Annotated in this window: 18 protein-coding genes and 1 tRNA gene; 9 read left to right on the forward strand and 10 right to left on the reverse strand. The window is 59.8% G+C overall.

What is annotated here, in order from left to right:
* Window positions 1-8 precede the first annotated feature (8 nt).
* The 3 genes from K0V07_RS00980 to K0V07_RS00990 form a co-directional block, all read right to left on the reverse strand.
* The gene (locus tag K0V07_RS00980; protein WP_220622666.1) at window positions 9-1,928 is read right to left on the reverse strand and encodes a mechanosensitive ion channel domain-containing protein; all 1,920 of its coding nucleotides are present in this window, start codon (window positions 1,926-1,928) and stop codon (window positions 9-11) included.
* Between the two features lie 142 nt (window positions 1,929-2,070).
* Window positions 2,071-2,727, reverse strand: coding sequence for a GPP34 family phosphoprotein (locus K0V07_RS00985; protein WP_220622667.1), 657 nt, complete (start codon window positions 2,725-2,727; stop codon window positions 2,071-2,073).
* A 15-nt stretch (window positions 2,728-2,742) separates the two neighbouring features.
* The gene (locus K0V07_RS00990; protein WP_220622668.1) at window positions 2,743-3,066 is read right to left on the reverse strand and encodes a hypothetical protein; all 324 of its coding nucleotides are present in this window, start codon (window positions 3,064-3,066) and stop codon (window positions 2,743-2,745) included.
* Window positions 3,067-3,155: 89 nt separating this feature from the next.
* Here K0V07_RS00990 and K0V07_RS00995 point away from each other — a divergent pair.
* Window positions 3,156-3,231: transfer RNA gene (locus tag K0V07_RS00995), tRNA-Lys, on the forward strand.
* A gap of 217 nt (window positions 3,232-3,448) precedes the next feature.
* Window positions 3,449-4,114: a response regulator transcription factor gene (locus K0V07_RS01000; RefSeq protein WP_220622669.1), complete on the forward strand. Its 666-nt coding sequence runs from the start codon at window positions 3,449-3,451 to the stop codon at window positions 4,112-4,114.
* Between the two features lie 110 nt (window positions 4,115-4,224).
* On the opposite strand, the gene K0V07_RS01005 is transcribed toward K0V07_RS01000, so the two are convergent.
* Complete coding sequence (locus K0V07_RS01005; RefSeq protein ID WP_220622670.1) at window positions 4,225-4,980, reverse strand: CbiX/SirB N-terminal domain-containing protein; 756 nt, start codon at window positions 4,978-4,980, stop codon at window positions 4,225-4,227.
* A gap of 150 nt (window positions 4,981-5,130) precedes the next feature.
* On the opposite strand from K0V07_RS01005, the gene K0V07_RS01010 reads away from it, so the two are divergent.
* On the forward strand, window positions 5,131-5,691 hold the full coding sequence (locus K0V07_RS01010; protein WP_220622671.1) for an OmpA family protein: 561 nt from the start codon (window positions 5,131-5,133) through the stop codon (window positions 5,689-5,691).
* Window positions 5,692-5,873: 182 nt separating this feature from the next.
* On the opposite strand, the gene K0V07_RS01015 is transcribed toward K0V07_RS01010, so the two are convergent.
* From K0V07_RS01015 to K0V07_RS01025, 3 genes are all read right to left on the reverse strand, one after another.
* Window positions 5,874-7,256: a M20/M25/M40 family metallo-hydrolase gene (locus K0V07_RS01015; protein ID WP_220622672.1), complete on the reverse strand. Its 1,383-nt coding sequence runs from the start codon at window positions 7,254-7,256 to the stop codon at window positions 5,874-5,876.
* A 183-nt stretch (window positions 7,257-7,439) separates the two neighbouring features.
* Window positions 7,440-8,981 (reverse strand): bifunctional phosphoribosylaminoimidazolecarboxamide formyltransferase/IMP cyclohydrolase, encoded by a 1,542-nt coding sequence (gene purH, locus K0V07_RS01020; RefSeq protein ID WP_220622673.1) that lies wholly within the window; start codon window positions 8,979-8,981, stop codon window positions 7,440-7,442.
* A 300-nt stretch (window positions 8,982-9,281) separates the two neighbouring features.
* Window positions 9,282-11,036, reverse strand: a complete 1,755-nt coding sequence (locus tag K0V07_RS01025) for an ABC transporter ATP-binding protein (protein WP_220622674.1) — start codon at window positions 11,034-11,036, stop codon at window positions 9,282-9,284.
* Window positions 11,037-11,362: 326 nt separating this feature from the next.
* Here K0V07_RS01025 and K0V07_RS01030 point away from each other — a divergent pair, with 326 nt between their 5' ends.
* Complete coding sequence (locus K0V07_RS01030) at window positions 11,363-11,896, forward strand: gamma carbonic anhydrase family protein (protein ID WP_220622675.1); 534 nt, start codon at window positions 11,363-11,365, stop codon at window positions 11,894-11,896.
* Window positions 11,897-12,153: 257 nt separating this feature from the next.
* On the opposite strand, the gene K0V07_RS01035 is transcribed toward K0V07_RS01030, so the two are convergent.
* The gene (locus K0V07_RS01035) at window positions 12,154-12,927 is read right to left on the reverse strand and encodes a succinylglutamate desuccinylase/aspartoacylase family protein (RefSeq protein ID WP_220622676.1); all 774 of its coding nucleotides are present in this window, start codon (window positions 12,925-12,927) and stop codon (window positions 12,154-12,156) included.
* A gap of 89 nt (window positions 12,928-13,016) precedes the next feature.
* Here K0V07_RS01035 and K0V07_RS01040 point away from each other — a divergent pair, with 89 nt between their 5' ends.
* From K0V07_RS01040 to K0V07_RS01050, 3 genes are all read left to right on the forward strand, one after another.
* Window positions 13,017-14,393 (forward strand): hypothetical protein, encoded by a 1,377-nt coding sequence (locus tag K0V07_RS01040; protein WP_220622677.1) that lies wholly within the window; start codon window positions 13,017-13,019, stop codon window positions 14,391-14,393.
* A 75-nt stretch (window positions 14,394-14,468) separates the two neighbouring features.
* Window positions 14,469-15,164, forward strand: coding sequence for a lipid-binding SYLF domain-containing protein (locus tag K0V07_RS01045; protein WP_220622678.1), 696 nt, complete (start codon window positions 14,469-14,471; stop codon window positions 15,162-15,164).
* 118 nt (window positions 15,165-15,282) lie between these two features.
* On the forward strand, window positions 15,283-16,644 hold the full coding sequence (locus K0V07_RS01050) for a glutamate--tRNA ligase family protein (RefSeq protein ID WP_220622679.1): 1,362 nt from the start codon (window positions 15,283-15,285) through the stop codon (window positions 16,642-16,644).
* A gap of 652 nt (window positions 16,645-17,296) precedes the next feature.
* Here the strand turns inward: K0V07_RS01050 and K0V07_RS01055 are convergent.
* Window positions 17,297-18,298 (reverse strand): aldo/keto reductase, encoded by a 1,002-nt coding sequence (locus K0V07_RS01055; protein ID WP_345778168.1) that lies wholly within the window; start codon window positions 18,296-18,298, stop codon window positions 17,297-17,299.
* 178 nt (window positions 18,299-18,476) lie between these two features.
* Here K0V07_RS01055 and K0V07_RS01060 point away from each other — a divergent pair, with 178 nt between their 5' ends.
* The gene (locus tag K0V07_RS01060) at window positions 18,477-18,839 is read left to right on the forward strand and encodes a GNAT family N-acetyltransferase (protein ID WP_220622681.1); all 363 of its coding nucleotides are present in this window, start codon (window positions 18,477-18,479) and stop codon (window positions 18,837-18,839) included.
* Window positions 18,840-18,903: 64 nt separating this feature from the next.
* Here the strand turns inward: K0V07_RS01060 and K0V07_RS01065 are convergent, their stop codons facing one another.
* A complete protein-coding gene (locus tag K0V07_RS01065; protein ID WP_220622682.1) occupies window positions 18,904-19,203 on the reverse strand; it encodes a Dabb family protein in 300 nt (99 codons plus the stop codon).
* A 122-nt stretch (window positions 19,204-19,325) separates the two neighbouring features.
* Here K0V07_RS01065 and K0V07_RS01070 point away from each other — a divergent pair, with 122 nt between their 5' ends.
* Window positions 19,326-19,811, forward strand: coding sequence for a hypothetical protein (locus tag K0V07_RS01070; RefSeq protein WP_220622683.1), 486 nt, complete (start codon window positions 19,326-19,328; stop codon window positions 19,809-19,811).
* Window positions 19,812-19,857 lie beyond the last annotated feature (46 nt).

Consider the following 19,857-nt stretch of genomic DNA (forward strand, 5'->3'; position numbering starts at 1 on the left):
TCCGGCAGCTATTTCTCGCAACCCTTGGGCAAATCATCCTCCTCGCCCGTCACGTAGCTGCTTCCCGAGGCCAATCTCTGCGACGCATCCCCGGTCAAGTGCAGCGCCTGCGCGGGGAGCGCCAAGCGGATACCTGCCGCCTCAAAGCGGCTCAGAATCTCGCGGTTAACGCGCTGGGCATGCTCCTGAAACTCCCAGTAAGCAGGAGGGTGGTACCAGTAGATGACCAGAATGTTGAGCGAGGCAGGGTTAAACTCATTGAAGAAGATGCGAGGCGGGAAGCCCGGCTGGTTGATCTCGGTATTGATGCGGCGAGTCTTGTCCTCCAGTTCCGGGTTGGCCTCGATCTGCTCCTGACTGTGCGGCACCTCATGCACGGCGAGAACCTCCCGCAGGATGTTCACCGCCTCCTCGGCCTTCTCAGGAGAAGTGTCCAGCGGCAGCGCCAGATTTACCAGACGTCGGATATAGGGGCGCTGAGTGACGTTCACAATATCGGCCCGCGCGACATCCTCATTCGGGATAACTGCGACGAGGCCATCGAGCTGGCGAATCCGCGTCGAGCGCAGCCCGATCTCCTCCACGACCCCATCGTGCCCGCGGATCTGGATGCGCTGCCCCACCCTGAAAGGCCGGTCCAGCAGCAGCATAATGCTCCCGAAGATATTACGCAGGGACTCCTGCGCCGCCAGCGCAACAGCAAGACCCGTCACCCCGGCCCCGGCCAGAACCGTCGCCAGCGTGAACCCCATCTTCTGGAGCCCCTCAAGCAAGACGACCGCGGCCACCACGATGCTGGCCAGCCGCAGCCCGAAGCGCACGAGGTAAGCATCTACTCCACGCCTGTCGAAGCGCGGGGCCAGAAAAACGATATCGGTCAAGATGCTCCCTCCGGCGAAGATCATCGCAACTACACAGAGAAGCACCGTCCCCTGCTGGATGTAGTGAACCGTGGCCAGAACCGTTCCCGTCAGAAAAACATCCTCACTGAAGAACCCGCTCAATCTCGTGACCAGATAGATAATCAGTAACGGAATAACCAACCACAAGAGGCCCGAGAGGACACGTGGCAAGCGCCGCGACAGCACCTTGATCAAGCGGTTCACCAGCCAGACCAGCAGCACAGCGGCAAAGGTCAGCACAACCACGATCGCGAGCTGCCATACGCGCATACCCCACACGCCCCGGCGTGTCCACTCCGGCAGAGACTGGATCAATCCATCCGGGATGCCGGGACCCGGTGTGTTAAAATACGCCTCCCTCAGTCCGGCAAATTCCGGGTACACGAAGGAATGGTGGGAAACGCCCTCGTACATCTCTTTGGCGTTCAGCACCGTGTAGAGTGAGAACTGGAAGCGCCCCTCGAACTCTCCCGAATCCACATAGACAATCTCGATCGGGCTCCCGTACACGTTCCAGATACCGGGAAAACCATCTCTCATCTCCTGAATGGCTTCCGCATGATCCGGCAGGATGTCCGCGGGCGGCAGGTCGAAGCGCGCGATCGCATCACGCAGATAGACAGCAGCCTCCATCCCAGCATCTGTCCGCAGCGAAGGCGCGATTTCGCGCAGGTCGAACAGGTTGACGATCTGCTTCTCCAGATACTTCAGTCGTGGCTCGTTCTCGTAGGTAAATCCGTTTTCCTGAATCTCCTGGCTGAACTCATCCATCAGCAGCAGCATAGACTCCCAAGTCTGGCGCGGGCTCGTTAGCCGGGCAAAGTTTACGGTCTGACGGTAGTCACGCACACTCTCCCGGGCACCCGGCACAGAGATCGCGGGCCGCCGCCCCGCTGCTGGAGTCGGCGCACTGGCACCAGAGGGCTGCGCCTCCGAAGGAGCGGCCGGAGCGGCTTCCTGCTGCCCGGTATCCGTGGTATCACCCGGAGAACTCGGCTCATCCTGAGCCGCCAGACTCGCGCACAAGAGTCCCGAGAGGGCTAATGTCTGTATAAACCGCAAATATCGACTCCAAGCCATTATACGTTAGGGCTATGCAATATCCACACCAGGTCAAGCAGACCGGCGTAAAACGACATAGGCTTAAAAACAAAAAGTCGCAACAGACTCAGGATTCGCGACCGGCGGCCAGCTCCAGCAGGGAACGTTCGCCGAGGTCCTGTACGGCCCGGACAATGGCCTGTCCGACAAAATCCATCGCAGCAATCGCCTTCAGCCGCTCACGCACTTGCGGGTACTCCTCCACGGTAAAGAGCAGGCTGTGCAGCTTGCAGCCCTCGGCCAGTGCCACCAGCACAACATCGTGCGGATCGGGAATCTCCTCAGCGTCGAGCGCAAGCGCGCGGATGCGGTCCACGACGTTGTCGTAGCTCTCGCCATCGGCGATAGGATGCAGCAGCGGGCGTTTAATCCAGAGAAAGGAGTTATCGCGCTGCGTCAGCACGCCCTGATCGACAAGACGCTGCAGCGTGCGGGAAATCAGCATATGCCCCTGCAAAGCCAGACGGGCCAGCGCCTGGCGCAGCGGCACGCGATCCTCGCCCTCACGGATCGTCTGCAGGGCGGCATCGAGAAACTGGCTGCGCTTGAACTTGGTCTGCAGGATCACCACCGCGTCCGGCTCCGTATCGATCACCTCCTGGAAAGACAACTCAAGCAGGAGGGCCCCAGCCAGTGACAGCTCCAGCGACTTGCGCGGAAGCGGGTGAAACTTACCCGTGCCCGGATCGAGCGCGAGCAGGACGAGTTCTTCAGCGAAGGTCATACCTGTTCGGAGATACTATTTGCGATTGGGAGCGTTGACCTTGGAGGTGCCAGGTTCGGGCGTTTCCTCTGTCTGCCCCTCCTGCTGCGCCTTCCATGCGAGGTAGTCCTCGTAGGTCACCGGATGATCAATCGGCTGATCGGACTCGATCTTAACCCAACGGTTAGTACCGGGCACCTGCACCGGATACTCGTAGGTCGTCTCCTCGTAGCCCACCAGGAAGTTTTGCATGTCCTTGCCGTCGGTCGCGATCCCCTGAGAGATCGGGGATTCGCAGCCGCCCATGAATAAAGCCCCGGCCGCAACCAGGCCGACTATCCAGAGAGAGGGGATTTGCATATCACAGGAACTTACATAGAGGATCGTCCCCTGCAATCCTTTTGCGCTTGCCAAGCGCTCAGAGCATGCTTTTCTTGGTCCCCTTTCGCGGGTCGGTAGCTCAATCGGTAGAGCAGTGGCCTTTTAAGCCATTGGTTCTGGGTTCGAGTCCCAGCCGGCCTACCAAATACCCCCCAGTTTCCGCAAGGCCTTCCTGTAAAGGAAGTTTTAAAAACCCTAGCTTTGGGCAATCAGGGCAAAAAGCCTTTACATTACGGGTATTATACGAAACCGTTTTGCAATAACCAGAGTCGGTATACCACCGGCGAGGGTCCGCCACAGGCCCTAAAATAACTCGCCAGCAGACTCTATTTGTGCTTTTTTGTCTACCAATTGCTCTCACATGAAGAAAGTTGTAATCGTTGAGGACCAGACCGCTGTACGGGAAATGATTTCCCAGATCGTTCAGTCTGATCCGTCCTTTGAAGTGGTCGCCGAGCCCGGCGACGGTCAGGAAGCCTACAACCTCGTCATGGAGCTGAAGCCCGACTTCGTCATCCTTGACGTCATGCTTCCCGGCCTGAATGGCGCAGAAGTGCTCCGGCGCTTTGCCAAGCACCTGAAGAACACACGCGTGCTCGTCTTCTCCGGCTATCAGAACCCTTCACTCGTACGGGAGCTGCTGCAGGCAGGCGCCCATGGCTTTGTCGAAAAGTCCGCCCCCCTGAGCGAGCTGAAGAAGGGGATCGAGATCGTCGCCAACGGCGGCAGCTACTTTGGCCCCGAGGTCGCGCAGATGCTGCGTGAAGCCGTCCTGAACCCGAACTCCTCCAGCCGTAAGGGCGTCGATGTCCTCACTGCCCGCGAGCGGGAAATCCTGCAACTGATCGCCGAAAGCCACAGCACCAAGGAAGTCGCACAAAAGCTCAACATCAGCGTGAAGACTGCGGAAAACCACCGTACGAACCTGATGAAGAAGCTCGACCTGCACGATGTGGCCAGCCTGACCCGCTATGCCATCCAGCAGGGGCTGATCGAGGGCGTCGCCCCCTCCACTCCGGAAGCCTAGCGGCTCCCCCTCCCTCCCAGCACGCCGGATAAGTCCTCAGGGACCACCGTCTACTTCTGTTGACAAGTAAGCAGCGGTTGACACATCAAGCCCAGCTAGGGGCGCACGGTTTAGCACGTCTGCCGTAAACGCTCGGCAAGCAGCTCAATCAAAGCCGGATCTTCCCCCAGAAGGCGCGTCCGGTATGTCTTCAACGCGGGAGCATCTGCCTCAGCCCGCGCACAGATCTGGGCAATATCCCCACCCGAGCCCGCATGGCGACCCGGTTGTAGAAACAGCATGCTCACCACGACCGCCTCATCGCGCCAGCCCGGCCGGTGCAGCAGTTTTTCCAGTAAGGGCTCATTAAAGGCATAGCGTTCACCCTCACGCCGCTCCATCGAGCAAGGGGCCACCGCCTCGATACCTTCTCCCAATAAATCGGCCAGGCGATGGGCAATGCGATTGCGAACCTGCGTCACGACCTCGACCGGCGACCCATGATCCACGAGGGCCACCCGGGGGCTCTCCAGTTCCTCTGATTCCATTAACTCGCGCACACCGCGCGCCAGGATACCAGCCACGACATCATCCCCCGAGCCATCCTCCGGGCATAGGCACGGTGCCAGGTGAACCCGCAGATCCGGCACCTTCGCCCGCCAAGCGGAGGCCTGCTCGGGGATGTACTGCGTGATCGCCCGACTCGGCCCGAGGAACAACGGGATGACATGAAACTCCCGTGCGCCACGCGCGACGTGATGCTCCAGAAACGACAAAAATGTCCAGGCCCCCTCCCCGCCGAGGAGCTGCGGGTCGACACGATCTGCATGCATCAGGGAGACCGGATGCACCTCGGTGCCCGAGGCGTTTCCAACGGATTTTGCCAATGCACGCAGACTTAAGGTTGCCTCCGGCCGCAATGAGCCATTATCGACTAAAAGGTAAAGCGGGCTTGTCATGGTTTTTCACGTCTTTTAACATCTGCGTTACGAAATTCCTTGCCCATACATTAAGATTCAAACATCAGTAGGAATCAAATGAAGAAGGTCAGTCTTTATCTCGTCAGTCTCAGCCTCAGCGCTTTCATGTTCACCGGGTGTGAATCCGACCCCGAACCCTCTCCGGACGATACTCTCTCCGCCACCGTCGGAGGTCCCCGTGAGGACTGGATCAATCCAGACGAGATCAGCCCCGCCACCGGCGACTCCCTGGAGATGCGCGACCCGAACTTCAGTGGCATGAACGGCGGCCTCGCTCAGGGCAACATCATGGCCTCCGTCCAGTTCGGCTTCGATGAATTTACCGTCCAACCCTCCGAATACGGCAAGCTCGATCAGGTCATCCAATACCTGAACAGCAACCCCGGCGCACGCGTGATCTGCGAAGGCCGCACCGACTGGTACGGCACCAACGAGTACAACCTCGGCCTCGGTGACCGCCGCGCCAACGCGGTGAAGGACTACCTCGAGCGTAAGGGCATCGCCGCCACCCGCATCGAAGTCCTCTCCCTCGGTGAGCTCGACGCGATCCAGGACCTGCCCAAGACCGACCCGGGCGTCATCGGTGACCGCCGCGTAGACGTCATGCTGGTCGAGTAAGTTTTCACACACACACCTTTTTCAAAGAAGAACGCCAGACGAGTCCGTCTGGCGTTTTTCTTTGTCCTGAACCTTTAACCAGGCAGAAAAACTTATCTCTTATAAGAGATGAAATGGCGAACCCGAGCCTGCATGACTCAGCCCGGCCCTTAATGACTTAACAAAACCCTCAGCCTTCGGACCTACTCCCCGAAAGCCATGCGGCGCAGGATGCTCTGGTAGGCATCGATGCCCTTCATCATCATGTCGATCTCGAAGCTCTCGTTGGGGGCGTGCAGATTATCACGCGGGGTAAACAGGCCGATCATGAGCGAATCCAGCCCGGTCTTGTCCTTGAGGTCGCGGATGATCGGGATGCTTCCGCCCTCACGCAGGTAGAGCGGCTTCTTCCCAAAGGCTTCCTCGATGGAGACCTCGGCCGCTTCACAGGCGGTGGCGAATACCGGTGAAAGGTCCGGCGCGGTGTTCGGGCGACCGGCGGGGGCCACGTAATAAGGGCTACCGCCCTTGTCGACTTTGACATCGATCTTCACCTGCGGCGGGCAGCGCTCCAGCAGCGCAGTCTTCAGCTTGGCGACGATGTCGGCCTCGTCCTGGTCGGGCACGAGGCGGCAGGTGATTTTAACAAAGGCCTTGGCGGGGATGATGGTCTTGCTCCCCTCGCCCTGATAGCCGCCGCCGATACCGTTAAACTCCAACGTCGGGAAGAAGCGTACCAGCTCCAGCGCGGTCGCACCGTGGGGATGGATAAAGCCCGGCACACCGAGAATCTCCCGGTACTGCTCCTCGGTCACGGGCAGCTTGGCCAGCTCCTCACGCTCCCAGGTCAGCGGCTCGACCACGGCGTCGTAGAAGCCCGGCACGTTCACACTTCCGTCCTTGTTGTGAAGCGAGGCACACAGCTCCGTCAGTGCCTGCACCGGGTTGAGCACCGGGCCGCCGTTGACGCCCGAGTGCAGGTCCAACTCCGGACCGGTCAGGGTGACCTCCATACCGAGCATGCCGCGCAGGCCGGTCGTGATCACGATCTGCTCAGTGCCGGGGCTACCGGTGTCCGAGAGGAGGATCATGTCGGCCTTGGAGAGGCGCTCGCCGTATTTTTCCAAAAACCCGAGAAAGCTCGGGCTGCCCATTTCTTCCTCACCCTCGATCAGGTACGTGATGCGCAGCGGCAGGTCCGGGTGCTCATCGAGCAGGCGCGAGAGCGCAGTCATCTGCACTGCCTGCGGGCCCTTGTTGTCAGCGGTACCGCGACCGTAGAGTCGGCCATCGCGCACCTCCGGCTCAAAGGCCGGGCTCTTCCACAGCTCAAAGGGGTCGGCGGGCTGCACATCGTAGTGACCATAGATAATCACATGCGGCACGTCCTCGCGATCGGGACCACGCTCAGCGAGCACGATCGGGTGCTTCGGGGTGGCCACCTCCTCGACGGCAAACCCCAGCTCGGTCAGTGCGTTTTTAACGTAGTCGCGCGCGCCCTTCATGCCCTCGGCATAGGCCGAGTCGGTAGACACACTCGGGAAGCTCGCGTACTTGGAGAGGAAGGGGATCGGATCAATGGCCATAGGAAATAAAACGTTAACGTTAAGTTAACACCCCCTCCCCCGAACGCAATCCACGAAGCACGCATCATGAGTCCTACCGCAAAAAAATCCCCCACTCTTCCGAGCGGAGGATTTTTTTAAAGGACGCAAAGGCATCAGTGACCCGGAGGGTCTCTGGTCCAGGACTTCGTTCTGGCGCCCTGCCTAGTGCTTAAAGTGGCGCTTGCCGGTGAAGACCATGGCCAGGCCGCGCTCATTGGCGGCTTTGATGACCTCCTCGTCGCGGACGGAGCCGCCCGGCTGGATAGCGGCGGTGGCACCGGCCTCGGCGGCGGCGATCAGCCCGTCGGCGAAGGGGAAGAAAGCGTCGGAGGCGACAATCGAACCCTGCAGGGAGAGCCCAGCCTGTCCGGCCTTCCACACGGCGATCTGGGAGCTGTCCACGCGGCTCATCTGCCCGGCACCGATGCCCAGCGTGCGCTCGGCAGAGGCGTAGACGATGGCGTTGGACTTCACGTGCTTGACGACTTTCCAGCCAAAGCGCATGGCGGCCCATTCTTCATCGGTGGGCTGGCGCTCGGTCACGACCTTCCAGTCAGCGGGCTTGTCCGGGTAGTGGTCGCGGTCCTGAAGCAGGAAGCCGCCGACGACGGACTTGACCTCCTGCAGCGAATCGGAGCCGAGGAAATCGCGGGCGATCATCAGGCGCAGGTTCTTTTTCTTACCGAAGACCTCGCGCGCGGCGGGCGTAAACTCGGGGGCGATGATGACTTCGCAGAAAATGCCGGCAATGATCTTGGCCAGATCGGCGTCGATCGTGCGGTTGGAGACGATGATGCCGCCGAAGGGGGCCTGCTTATCCGTCTCAAAGGCCTGCTCCCAGCAGGTAACGAGCTCCATGTCGCTGGCCACGCCGCAGGGGTTGGTGTGCTTGAGGATGCCGACAGTGGGCTTCTCAAACTCGCCGATCAGGTATGTGGCGGCGGTGATGTCGATGATGTTGTTATAGGAGAGTTCCTTGCCCTGGAGCTGCTCGAAGCACTCGTGGAAACGGCCGTAGAGCGCGGCCTGCTGGTGCGGGTTCTCACCGTAGCGAAGGCTTTGGGCCAGCGGCATTTCGAGGCTCAGGCGCTCGGGCAGACCGATCTGGGCACTCTCCTCGACCTGCTTCTCCAGGTAGGAGGCGATTGCACCGTCGTAGGAGCTGGTGCGCTGGAAAACCTTGAGGGCGAGCTTGCGGCGCAGGAAGGTCAGCGCATCGCCACCGGTGGCGAGAGCTTCAAGCACGGGCGAGTAGTCGTCAGCGTCACATACCACGGTCACGCTGGCGTGGTTCTTGGCAGCGGAGCGGAGCATGGAGGGACCGCCGATGTCGATGTTTTCGATGGCTTCCTCAAAGGTGCAGTCACGGCGGGCCACGGTCTCCTCAAAGGGGTAAAGGTTCACACAGACCAGATCGATCATGTCGATACCGTGCTCCTTGGCCTGGGAGAGGTGGTCGTCCTTGTCGCGGCGGCAGAGCAGCCCACCGTGGACCTTCGGGTGCAGGGTCTTGATGCGACCCTCCATCATTTCCGGAAAGCCCGTGTACTCACTCACGTCCGTGACGGGGAGCCCCTGCTCGCGCAGAAGCTTGGCCGTCCCCCCGGTGGAGAGGATGCCGTAGCCCTGTTGCTCGACGAGGCCCTTCGCAAAATCGACGAGGCCGGTTTTATCGCTGACCGAAATTAGCGCCCATTTACTCATCCGAATTACCCTGCCCCGCCGCGCCGCCGGGGCAAGTCAAAACCGGATACTCTGACCACGCACCTCGATTTCGGCGCGCCTCTTATTTATTGGCATAAATATGCCATTTAAAACTCGACACCGAGATTTGTATGTCTAGAGTATGAAGCGGCAAAGCTCGGAAGCGGTGGTACTGCCCGTTTCCGCGCCTCCCGCCAAAACTGTAATAGCGATAGCCAATCTCCCGGGCCCGTCTTCTAGCCTGATCGACGGGTCCGGGCTTTTTTTTGGAGAATTACGCCCCAGCTCGCGTGAGAACGCCTAGGCCTTGTTCCCGCTCTGCCCGGCCAGCAGATGAGCAAAGATACCGTCCTGATCCGCCAGTTCGTCGAAGGACCCGCTCTCCTGCACACGCCCCTTTTGCAGGACGACGATACGGTCTGCGGTACGAACCGTGCTCAGGCGGTGCGCGATGGTGATCACCGTACGTCCCTTGGAGAGGTTTTCCAGTGCCGCCTGGACCTGGCGTTCGCTCTCGTAGTCCAGCGCCGAGGTCGCCTCGTCGAGGATGAGGATGCTGGGGTTGCGCAGCAGAGCACGGGCAATGGCGATACGCTGCCGCTGCCCACCGGAGAGGCTGACGCCCCGCTCGCCGACCTTAGTCTCGTAGCCCTGATCAAGCTGGCGGATAAACTCATCCGCGTAGGCCAGGCGGGCTGCCTCGTAGACCTCGTCCATGCTGGCAGTCGGACGACCGAAGCGGATGTTGTCCGTGATCGAGCCGGACAGCAGCAGACTGTCCTGCATGACGATGGCACAGCTCCGGCGGAACTTGCGCATGGCGATGCGCTGCTGCGGCATACCGTCGATCAGGATGCGCCCTTCGCGCGGGGCATACACCCCGAGGATGAGGCTGACGATCGTGCTCTTACCCGAGCCCGAGGGACCGACAAAGGCCACGTGCTCGCCGGGCTTGATAGTGAGCGAGAAGTGCGTGAGCACATCCGGCTTGTCCTTCTCGTAGGTGAAGCACACATCGTCGAAGGTGATCTCCCCGCGCATGTGCTTGAACTCATACCCGCCGTTCCACTTCTCCACGTAGCCGCTGTCGAGTAGCTCGCGGATGCTGCGGTAGCTTTCCTCTGCGAGGAAAAACTGCTGGCTGAACGCCGTTAGCTGGTTGATCGGGCGCAGGATGATCGGCAGGGAGGCCTGGAAGGCGACCAGCGTACCGATGCTCGCATGACCGGAAATCGTGAGGATCGCGCTCATGGCGATAACGGCCACGGAAAGTGCCTCGGTCAAAAAGTAGCTGTATGTGCCCAGGTTCTGGTTGAGCCGAATCTGCCGCTCGCGCCCCTCACGGAAGCCCTCACTGTGGCCGCTCATCTGGGTGTCCACGGCATGCTCCTCGCCCAGGCTGCGCACCAGCCGCAAGGCGGAAATATACTCGCTGGCCGCCCCCGTGAGGCGCTCGCGGGCCACACGTACGCTGTGGTTGGTTTGCAGGATGCGCTTCATGAAAATCCAGCGCATGGCGAAGATGATCGGCACCACGCAGACGATGACCGCCGATAGCAAGGGGTTAAGAAAAACCAGAATAATGGTCAGGCAGCCGGCGTAGGCCAGGTCGGGCATGATCGTATAAATGATCGGCACCAGCGCGCCCTCGACCTGCTGCGTATCAAAGGCGTACTTCGAGAGCAGCCGTCCCGTCTTGGTCCGGTCCAGAAACCCGAAGTGCATGAACTGCAGCTTGTGGAATATACGCGCCCGCAGATCCAGCACCATACGCGGGATGCGGCGAGCGACGAGTGAGCTGCCACTGACCGCAATCACGGTATGCAGCGCCAGCAGGCAGACAATGACCCCCGCCAACTGGAGCACGACGGTGATCTCCTTGGCGGCGAGTGCGTAGTCGATGATCGCCTTGGCGATGATCGGGATCGGCGCGATGGCCAATGTGCGCAACATCGTAAGGGCAACTACTCCTACGAGGCGCTGGCGTTCACTCCAGATAAATTCAATCAGGCCGCCCTTATTGCGACCCTGCGGGGCATTGGCTTTTGCTTTCATCGTCGGCAGCTCTTAGGCTGCCCGTCGAGGCCATTACGAGGGCGCTTAGACACAGGTTAAAGGATTTACTATCTAGCGCCGGGGAACGGTTTCGACCCTCCTTTACGGTCTTAAAATGCCTCTGCCTGCCTGTCAAAGGCAAGCCCTTTCTCCCACGAAATGCCCCTCGAACGCGTTTTATGGGCTACCGGTGCCGGACACTCAGTGGGCAGTCCACTGCCGGCAGCGCTGATTGTGAACATTCGCAAATGTAAAATCAGCGGCAACCGTTTCCGCATCTGCAAAAACGCGTTGCCGGGCGGCAGGCGGTTCTCCACACTTGCCCCATGACCCATCTGGAACGCCTGGAACACTACCTTAATCAGGAACCGTCCATCGACGATAGCGCCTTCGTACACCCGAGCGCAGTCGTCATGGGCGCGGTCACCCTCGCCCCCAAGAGCAGCATCTGGCCCTGCGTGGTCCTGCGCGGCGATATTAACACGATCGAAATCGGCGAGGGCAGCAACGTGCAGGACGGCTCCGTCGTGCACCTGGCGGATGACTTTGGGGTCAAGGTCGGCAAGTACGTCACCATCGGCCACATGGCGATGATCCACGCCTGCACGATCGAGGACGAGTGCCTGATCGGCATGCATGCCACCATCCTTGACGGGGCCGTCATCGGCGCCCGCTCCATCATCGGCGCGGGTGCGCTGGTGACCAAGAACACCCACGTACCGCCCGGCTCGCTCGTGCTCGGCTCCCCCGCCAAGGTCGTCAAGACCCTCTCCGAGGAGCAGCAGGCAGGCATCCGCCACTGGGCCGAAAAATACGTCGAGGTCGGCGCCTTCCATAAGGCGAAGCTCAAACAGCAGTAGCTTTTCCTGGGCTTACGCAGCCCAGACCTGCGGCAGGCAGAGCCTGCACTTTCGATGCTACGCATCGTGTCAGCGAATAGTGAAACCAGCTTAGCTGGTTTCACTATTCGCTGAGCAAAGCATCAAAATTGGGTACCCGTTTTTAGAGAAACTGTTGCTGAGGCAGGCACGCAGGGCCGTAGGGGAAGGGTCCTTTATCGTCCCGCGCGGTCACGCACTGGGACAGCGACGGAAAGGAGCGATGAGGCCAAGCCTCATCAGTGCCCGCGGAGACACTCCGCCGCCGCTGCGACTTTGAGGGCGGCTAGGTGAGCGCGCACGCGCACGTCGAGGTCTTGGTCGCTGGGAGCTTCCAGCGTGTAGACCTCCGGGCAAAGTCCTTCACCCAGATAAAGGGCCTCGGCCCAGCCGCCGTCCAGGTCCTCGGGAGTGACCGTGCCCGGCGCGCTCGTGATCAAACCATCATCAGCGCGGCGGTCCTCAATGACCGGGGCACGGTCGATGCCACAAATCGGCTCAACGGCATCCAACATCTTACGACCCAGGCCGGGACGGTTACCCTCAACATGTTCATAAATATAGTACCCGGCGCTTTCCCAATCCTCATGCAGACAGACCGCGAGCGCGTAGGTATGGCCCAGCGCCTGGAGGCAGTCTCGATGCGCACGCATGTGCGGCGAGTTAAATGCCCGGTAGTCGCGGTTGAGGTCGCCGTACTGCGGGTGCTCACGGGTATTGGCACGCAGGCCTTCAGGATTTAGCAGCGGAAAGGCCACCACCCCAACACGGGCGGGCAGGAGCCCTTCTTGAAGGAATGCCAGCAGCGCAAGCGCCCCCGCCGGCTCATCTCCGTGAATCCCCGCCGAAAGATACAGCCATGGTGCGCCGGGGGCCGGTTCACGCCAGGCATACGGCAGGCTTAGCCCCTCGGACTGGCCGAACGTACCCGTCCGCAAACCCGCCTTCTGGGCGGCAGGTTCCCAGTCGCGTTCAAATTCGATGAGATTAAGGGCGGGTCCGGTATAGGCCATGCTGTGTAATTTCGCGTTTGTATCTTCAGAGAAATCCTGTCCTTGTCAGTTTCAAGTCGAAGCCAACAATCCTCACCTAAGGCTCCCCTATGAGCAAACCTCTGTTTCGCTGTCCGATCCTGCTGGGGTTTACCCTGCTCGTGACCTGCGCCCTGCCCCTGCACGCACGTGAGCTGCTTGCCCAGGAAAAGCTCCAGCAAAAAGAAGGTGCCAGTACGGCTGGTTCTGTGTCCCGTACGGATGCCGATGGCACACGTATGGGCACCAAAAACCCGATGCTCACCCCCGAGCAAAAGCAGGACCTGGTCAAGGTGGCCAAAGATAACAAAACCTCGGCAAACGAAGAGCGGCTGCGCGAAATGCTCCGGGAGTACGCGGAGCGCTTTCCGGGCCTGATCGGAGCGGTCGGCGTCACTCTGCGCAACGAACCGGGCGATTTTAAAGAAAAACGCAACGCCGCCATCTGGCAGTATGCCAGCGTCTCCAACATCAGCAGCATCACCGCCCAGCCCAACCCACGCGTCGCTCTCATCGATCTGGTCACCTACACGACCCGGGCCAAGAACTACATCAGCGGGCCCGCTGGAAAAGAATTTCTCGGCACGTACCAGTCACTCTACGCCGAGGTGATGGATACCGCTGACAAGTGGGCGTGGTGGCTGGCCGACAATGCTCTGGACGACAAGAACTATGATATGTTGCACCAGGAGATCGTCCAGTGGTGCGACGAAAACCCCATGACCTACTTCATGGGACGGGAAAATATCGGCGTGCTCGCCGGGGACCGCTTTGTGACACCCCCCTCCGAAAAGCTCAGCAGCAGCATCTTTTTCAGCGGCATCGAGGACGGCCTCGACAATACCCTGAGCGAGCTTCAGCAGGCCAACCGCACCCTGCAGAACTTTTACTCTCTCATGGAGTGGATGCCTGTCTACGTCTACTGGACCGGCGAAATCGCCCTCTACAACATGCTCGAATCCGAGGGTGGCCAGTCTTTCCTCTCGGTGCTCAATGGCATGGATGAGACCCAGCTGCGCCTCAACCAGACCGCCGAGTACTTCTCCACGCTCAACGACTTCTTCCAGCCCTTCTCCGAAGAGATCAAAAAGCCCGAGTACCAGGATGCCCCTGCCAAGCTGTTCGCGTTGATCGAGGAGGCCAGTGATATGAGCGAGCGGCTGGACAGACTAGAGCAAAACCTCAACACCCTGCTCACGGACTCTGGCGGGGAGCCCCTGAGCGAGCGGCTGGCATCGATCGACGAGAGCATCGAGAACCTGTCGAGTGCCGCTGAGATGCTCCAGAAGCTGGAGCCTGTGATCGACGACATCGAGCAGCCAGAGGCAGTTGTCTCCAATATAGAGGGCATGATCCTCCGCCTCATCATCGTCTTTTTCGTCTGCCTCTTTCTCTCCCAAATCGCAGCCGCCTGGCTGGTCGAAAAAATCCGTAAAAAAACCAAATAAAACCTCGTTTGGTCATTTTTATGATACACCCTTTTCAATTGACCCAATCACAGTATAACTAAAGAATCACAGCCTATGAAACTCACACCACTGGTTATTCTCTCTCTCGCTCCGTTCCTGCTGCAGGCAGAAACGCAACTCGATAAGGAACTCGCTCAGGCCAAGGAGATCATCTCCAACTCCGACGACGTTCTGGCAACTCTGCAGTCTGATGAAAAGACCGCCATCCCCGGTGAAGTGCTCGCCGAGGCCGAGGCCGTCCTCATCGTAAAGCTGGACTCGGCTATGGTCGGGATCGGTGGCTACGGTGGTGCCGGTATCGCGATGGTCAACAACATCGACAACTGGAGCCCCCCGGCCATTTTCACCGTTGGCGGTGGTAGCCTAGGGATCGAGATTGGCGCGACCGAAACTCACATGGTCGCCGTGTGCATGACCAAGAAGGCCCTGCGCGAACTCGGCAAGGACAGCATCCGCTGGGGTGTAGGCCTCTCCGTCAAGGCTGGCCCGGTGGGCGGCACTCTCGGTGCTACCGGCTGGAAGGATGCCGACATCCTCGTCTACCGCGTGAAGAAGGGCTTCGCCCTAGGCGTCTCCTTCAACGGCGGCACGCTGGACTACAGCAAGAAGCTCAACGCTGCTCTCTACAAGGAGCCGAACATCACCGCACAGGACATCTTCGGGATGAGCGTGCCGATGCCTGCTGAGGCTGTGGACGTCACCGAGGAACTGCGTAAGCTCTCCTTCGAAGGCACCAGCCTGTCCAAGTAAGCGACCATCGCTTTGATCTTTCGACCCGCCGGATAAACTCCGGCGGGTTTTGTTTTTTACAGACCGCCATTTTTTCTCCAGCATGAGCGGTTTTCACACCACCTCAGAGATACGACCCATGTCCGACGTCCGCGTACGATTCGCCCCCAGCCCGACCGGCTTCTTCCACATCGGCAGTGCCCGCACCGCACTGTTCAACTGGCTGTATGCCCGCCACACCGGCGGCACCTTTGTCCTGCGCATCGAGGACACCGACTCGGTCCGCAACACACCCGAGGCCCTGCAGGCCCTGCTCGATGGCATGCGCTGGCTCGGACTGGACTGGGACGAAGGCCCCGAAAAGGGCGGCAACTTCGGCCCCTACTTCCAGAGCGAGCGCACTGGCATCTACGAGGAGTACCTCGCCAAGCTGACCGCCGCAGGCCGCACCTATGAGCAGGACGGCGCGGTGTATTTCAAGCTCCTGGGCGAGCGCTACACCGAGTTTGACAAGTACAAGAACGCCGAGCTGGAAAAAGTCCGCAGCGAGCCGGTCGTGGTCGAGGACGCCGTACGCGGCCGCGTCGAGCGCACGGTCGAGCAGGACTTTGTCATCCGCCGCAGCAACGGCGACTTCGGGTTCCACTTCGTCAATGTGGTGGACGACCTGGCGATGAACATCACCCATGTCATCCGCGGCGAGGACCATCTGTCCAACACCGCTCGCCACATCGAGATTTACAAGGCCTTCGGAGCGACACCGCCCGTCTTCGCCCACATCCCGCTCATCCTCAAGAGCGATGGGCGCGGCAAGATGAGCAAGCGCGAGTCCGGCGCCCTGATCGAGGAGTACGTCTCCCGGCACTTCCTGCCGCAGGCCGTGCGCAACTACCTGTGCCTGCTCGGCTGGAACCCCAAGGACGACAGCGAGGTCATGCCGATCGATGAAATCATCGAGCGTTTCGACTTCGCCGGGATCAACAAGGACGGTGCGCGTTTCGACGAGCAAAAGCTCGCCCACATCAACACCGAGTACCTGCGCGCCCTCCCGCTGGAAACTTTTGTCTGGATGGCCGCCCCCGTGCTCGAAGCCGCCAGCCTGATCTCCGAAACCACCGACGAGGACTACCTGCAAAAGGTGCTCGGCCTCTGCCAGCCCAAGGCTCGCTCCCTCGAAACCATGCCCGAGCTGGTCGTCCCCTTCTTCAAGGATGAAGTCGAGTTCGACGAAAAGGCCCGTGAAAAGATTTTCAAGAAGGGCGACCCCGCCGCCCGCCTGGCCGAGCTGCTGCCAGCGCTGGAAGCCATCGACAAGTGGGATGAGCCGAGCCTCGAAGCCGCCTACGGCGCTGTCGCCGAAGCTAACGAACAAAAGCCGACCGCGTACTTCCCGATTTCACGGCTGGCCGTCAGCGGCCAGGGTGGCGGCGTCCCGCTCTTCGGGCTGCTCGAAGTCCTCGGCCAGGAACGCGTCCTCAGCCGCATTAAAGCGTTTGTCTGACCGGCAGGACAGAGTATGCCTTATGGCCACACCGCCCCCACTGAATGGACTGGCCTCGATAATCACCGCCCCATTGGGTGAGAGTAATGACATACAACAAATTGAACTTTTGAGGGCGTCGTAGGAGTATGCTCATGAACAAGCCTGAGCTCGAGTGCTACATGACCGACCGCACATTGCAGGACGGCCTAGAAAAACGAGCCCGCGGGAAGCAAAAGCTTATCCTAATTTCACTTCTTTTGGCCATTCCGCTGGCATTTGTTTCCAAAACAATGCCCAGTAAGTTCAGTGAATGCTACACATATGGACTGATCATCTCCTATCTGGCATTTTATCTGTACCTGATATTAAGACGCAGGCCGAAGTGTAGCCAATGTAGAGAAAAGATGAGCTCTGTCAAAGTGCCTGTCCCAGGTGGAGTTGATAAGATATACTATGTTTGTGAAACCTGTAAGTCGAAGGCGGATTCCTTCATTTCAGTGGGAGACTAATCACCCATTTACGATTCACTGGGCAGAGCACCAAAACTGTGTCGTCCCAGTTTTGGGATAATCGTGTAACAGGAGTTGGCACGTAGTGCCGTAGGGCAAGGCTCCTAATTGTCCTGTGCAGTCACGCACCGCAGGTCCGGGGCACTCCGCACCGGGAACGATTAATACGTTTCTTCGGGCTCGGGGCGGGTACCGGCGATGGTGTCGATGCGCGCCATCACCTCTGAGCTGAGCAGGTCGAGCTCTTGCACGGCCTTGATGTTTTCCTCCAGCTGGCTGACCTTGGAAGCCCCCATGATCGCGGTGCTCACGTGCGGGTTTTTCAGGCACCAGGCAAGGCACATCCGCGGGAGGGTCGTCCCGAGCTCATCGGCCAGCTTCGCCAGCTCGGCCACCACCATGCACTTGCTCTCAAACTCCGGCCCTTCGAAACGCGAGCGGAGCCACTCCATGCCCTTGACGGAGAGCCGGGTGTCGCCGGGGTCACCCTCCAGGTACTTGCCCGAGAGTAAGCCCGAAGCCAGCGGCGACCAGACCGTCGTCCCCAGACCGGGGCCATCATAGAGGGGACCATACTCGACCTCGACGCGCGCGCGATGAAAGAGGTTGTACTGCGGCTGCTCCATGACCGGAGCATAAAGATTGTACTCGCGGGCGGCTGCGTGGGCCAGCGCGATGTCGCGGGCGCTCCACTCGGAGGTGCCCCAGTAGAGGACCTTGCCCTGCCGGATGAGGTCCGTCATAGCGGCAACGGTTTCCGCAATCGGTGTTTCCGCATCCGGACGATGGCAAAAATACAGGTCGAGATAATCCACGCGCAGGCGCTTGAGCGCAGCATGGCAGGCCTCGGTCACGTGCTTGCGGGAGAGGCCGCGCGTCGTCGGCAGAGACTTACCCTTACCGCCACCCCAGAAGACTTTGCTGGAGACGCAGTAGCTTTCACGGTCAAAGCCGAGATCCTCCAGCACCTTGCCCATGACCCTCTCGGCTTCACCACCGGCGTAGGCCTCGGCATTATCGAAAAAGTTCACCCCACCCTCATAGGCAGTCTTGAGGAGATTCTTGGCGGTACCTTCATCGATCTGCTGCCCGAAGGTTACCCACGCCCCATATGACAAGGCGCTCAGTTTTAGTCCCGTCTTTCCTAGTCGCCGGTATTCCATGCCTCCAGTTTCTTGGGCATTTACCGGCGAGGCCAGCATGAAAAAAAGATAGACGGCTAGGATTAAATGATTTACCCAATTACGAGATTAAGGGATATCCCCTATGCCCATAAATTTACAAATAGCGTGCTGGGAGCGAGACCGACTCCACATAGAAGCGATCCGATTCGCGGTCTATATGGTGGAAAAAGGCAATACCTCTGCGCTAGCCTCCGACCGGGAGGACAGCTGCTGCCAGCACGTGCTGGCTACCGATGATGACGGGCGCCATGTGGCCACAGGTCGGCTCGAGTGCGACGGACGACTGAGCCGCATCGTGGTGCTGCCAGAGTTTCGCCAGCACAGACTCGGCGATGATGTCCTGAGCTTCCTGATTGATCTGGCTCGGGAGCTTGGCCTCGAAACCGTTTACGCAGATGTAGACGAGCGCCACATCCCTTTTCTGTTGGAGATGGGCTTTGTCGAAAAGGCTCCTCCCACGCTACCACCGGGCGCACACCGCCGGCCTCAACGCTATATGGAGATGAACCTCGACACGTGAAGCTCAGATCCGGAGTCGTTGATTCAAACCAAGCTGATCGTGGTACCGTTGCGGCGAACGGTTCTCAGGCCTCGAAATCGTATACCAGCACGCGCTTCGCCACGCTGCCGACATAGGTCTTCAGAAAGTGCTGGTGCAGCGGATGGGTCTGGTAGGCGGCAGCCACTTCGGCGTTCTCGAAGTCCATAGAGATCGCCATGGAGAAGCTATCGTCCACCGTAGCGCGAGGGCTGGGCACCGGAGCGCCAAAGCGAAAGTTCTGAACCCCCGGGATATCGGCCAGCGGCTTTGCACCCTCCAGAAGCTTCTTCCGGCTTTCCTCCACCGGCTTATCGGACCAGAAAACAACAACGTGCGTAATCATGTCGGGCAGCAAAACCACTCCACCCCCTTCTGGCAAGGCCGGGCTTAGGAACCGGCCATGAGGGCCGATAGGCAAAGAGCGATTTCATTTGAAGAATCACGCTCACTAGATATTCTAAAATAATGAAAACTCTCTGGACCCGTCTTCTCGCTCTCGGACTTCTCACTTCCGGACTCTTTCTGGTCGGCTGCCAGCCGCCTCAAGTCCAGTACTACCCGCTGAACAACCCGGTCGGCTCAGGGACAGCCGATACCGCAGCCGTCAGCAAGGCTCCGGTAGCCGCAGCCGATGTGGTCATCTACGTGGCCAAGCAGCCTTTGCAGCCTTATCATGAGCTGGGCATCCTCGCCTTTACCAGCGCATCAACTCAGCCCAACGAAGCCAACATCTATGAGATGTTCCGCCAAAAGGCCGCTGAAATCGGCGCCGACGCCGTCATCATCCTGCCCTCGCGTGAGCAGAACGAAAGCTTCTGGCAGAGCACGGGCTACCCGTACGACTGGTACTATGGCTACGGCTATGGCAATGTCGGCTACAGCTCCGGCTACTCGACAGACTACACCACGTTCCGCGGCCTGGCGATCCAGCTGGAGAAACCCAATTCCTGAGCTTTTGCCCAGCCTGTGAGCACCACCGACTCCTTGCACTAGGCGG

The organism is Ruficoccus sp. ZRK36, assembly GCF_019603315.1.
GTDB lineage: Bacteria > Verrucomicrobiota > Verrucomicrobiia > Opitutales > Cerasicoccaceae > Ruficoccus.

Coding starts and splice junctions, on each gene's coding strand:
- K0V07_RS00985 (WP_220622667.1), bottom strand. CDS start 2,727: ATGACCTTCGCTGAAGAACTCGTCCTGCTCGCGCTCGATCCGGGCACG.
- K0V07_RS00990 (WP_220622668.1), bottom strand. CDS start 3,066: ATGCAAATCCCCTCTCTCTGGATAGTCGGCCTGGTTGCGGCCGGGGCT.
- K0V07_RS01000 (WP_220622669.1), top strand. CDS start 3,449: ATGAAGAAAGTTGTAATCGTTGAGGACCAGACCGCTGTACGGGAAATG.
- K0V07_RS01010 (WP_220622671.1), top strand. CDS start 5,131: ATGAAGAAGGTCAGTCTTTATCTCGTCAGTCTCAGCCTCAGCGCTTTC.
- K0V07_RS01015 (WP_220622672.1), bottom strand. CDS start 7,256: ATGGCCATTGATCCGATCCCCTTCCTCTCCAAGTACGCGAGCTTCCCG.
- purH (WP_220622673.1), bottom strand. CDS start 8,981: ATGAGTAAATGGGCGCTAATTTCGGTCAGCGATAAAACCGGCCTCGTC.
- K0V07_RS01025 (WP_220622674.1), bottom strand. CDS start 11,036: ATGAAAGCAAAAGCCAATGCCCCGCAGGGTCGCAATAAGGGCGGCCTG.
- K0V07_RS01030 (WP_220622675.1), top strand. CDS start 11,363: ATGACCCATCTGGAACGCCTGGAACACTACCTTAATCAGGAACCGTCC.
- K0V07_RS01035 (WP_220622676.1), bottom strand. CDS start 12,927: ATGGCCTATACCGGACCCGCCCTTAATCTCATCGAATTTGAACGCGAC.
- K0V07_RS01040 (WP_220622677.1), top strand. CDS start 13,017: ATGAGCAAACCTCTGTTTCGCTGTCCGATCCTGCTGGGGTTTACCCTG.
- K0V07_RS01045 (WP_220622678.1), top strand. CDS start 14,469: ATGAAACTCACACCACTGGTTATTCTCTCTCTCGCTCCGTTCCTGCTG.
- K0V07_RS01050 (WP_220622679.1), top strand. CDS start 15,283: ATGTCCGACGTCCGCGTACGATTCGCCCCCAGCCCGACCGGCTTCTTC.
- K0V07_RS01055 (WP_345778168.1), bottom strand. CDS start 18,298: ATGGAATACCGGCGACTAGGAAAGACGGGACTAAAACTGAGCGCCTTG.
- K0V07_RS01060 (WP_220622681.1), top strand. CDS start 18,477: ATGGTGGAAAAAGGCAATACCTCTGCGCTAGCCTCCGACCGGGAGGAC.
- K0V07_RS01065 (WP_220622682.1), bottom strand. CDS start 19,203: ATGATTACGCACGTTGTTGTTTTCTGGTCCGATAAGCCGGTGGAGGAA.
- K0V07_RS01070 (WP_220622683.1), top strand. CDS start 19,326: ATGAAAACTCTCTGGACCCGTCTTCTCGCTCTCGGACTTCTCACTTCC.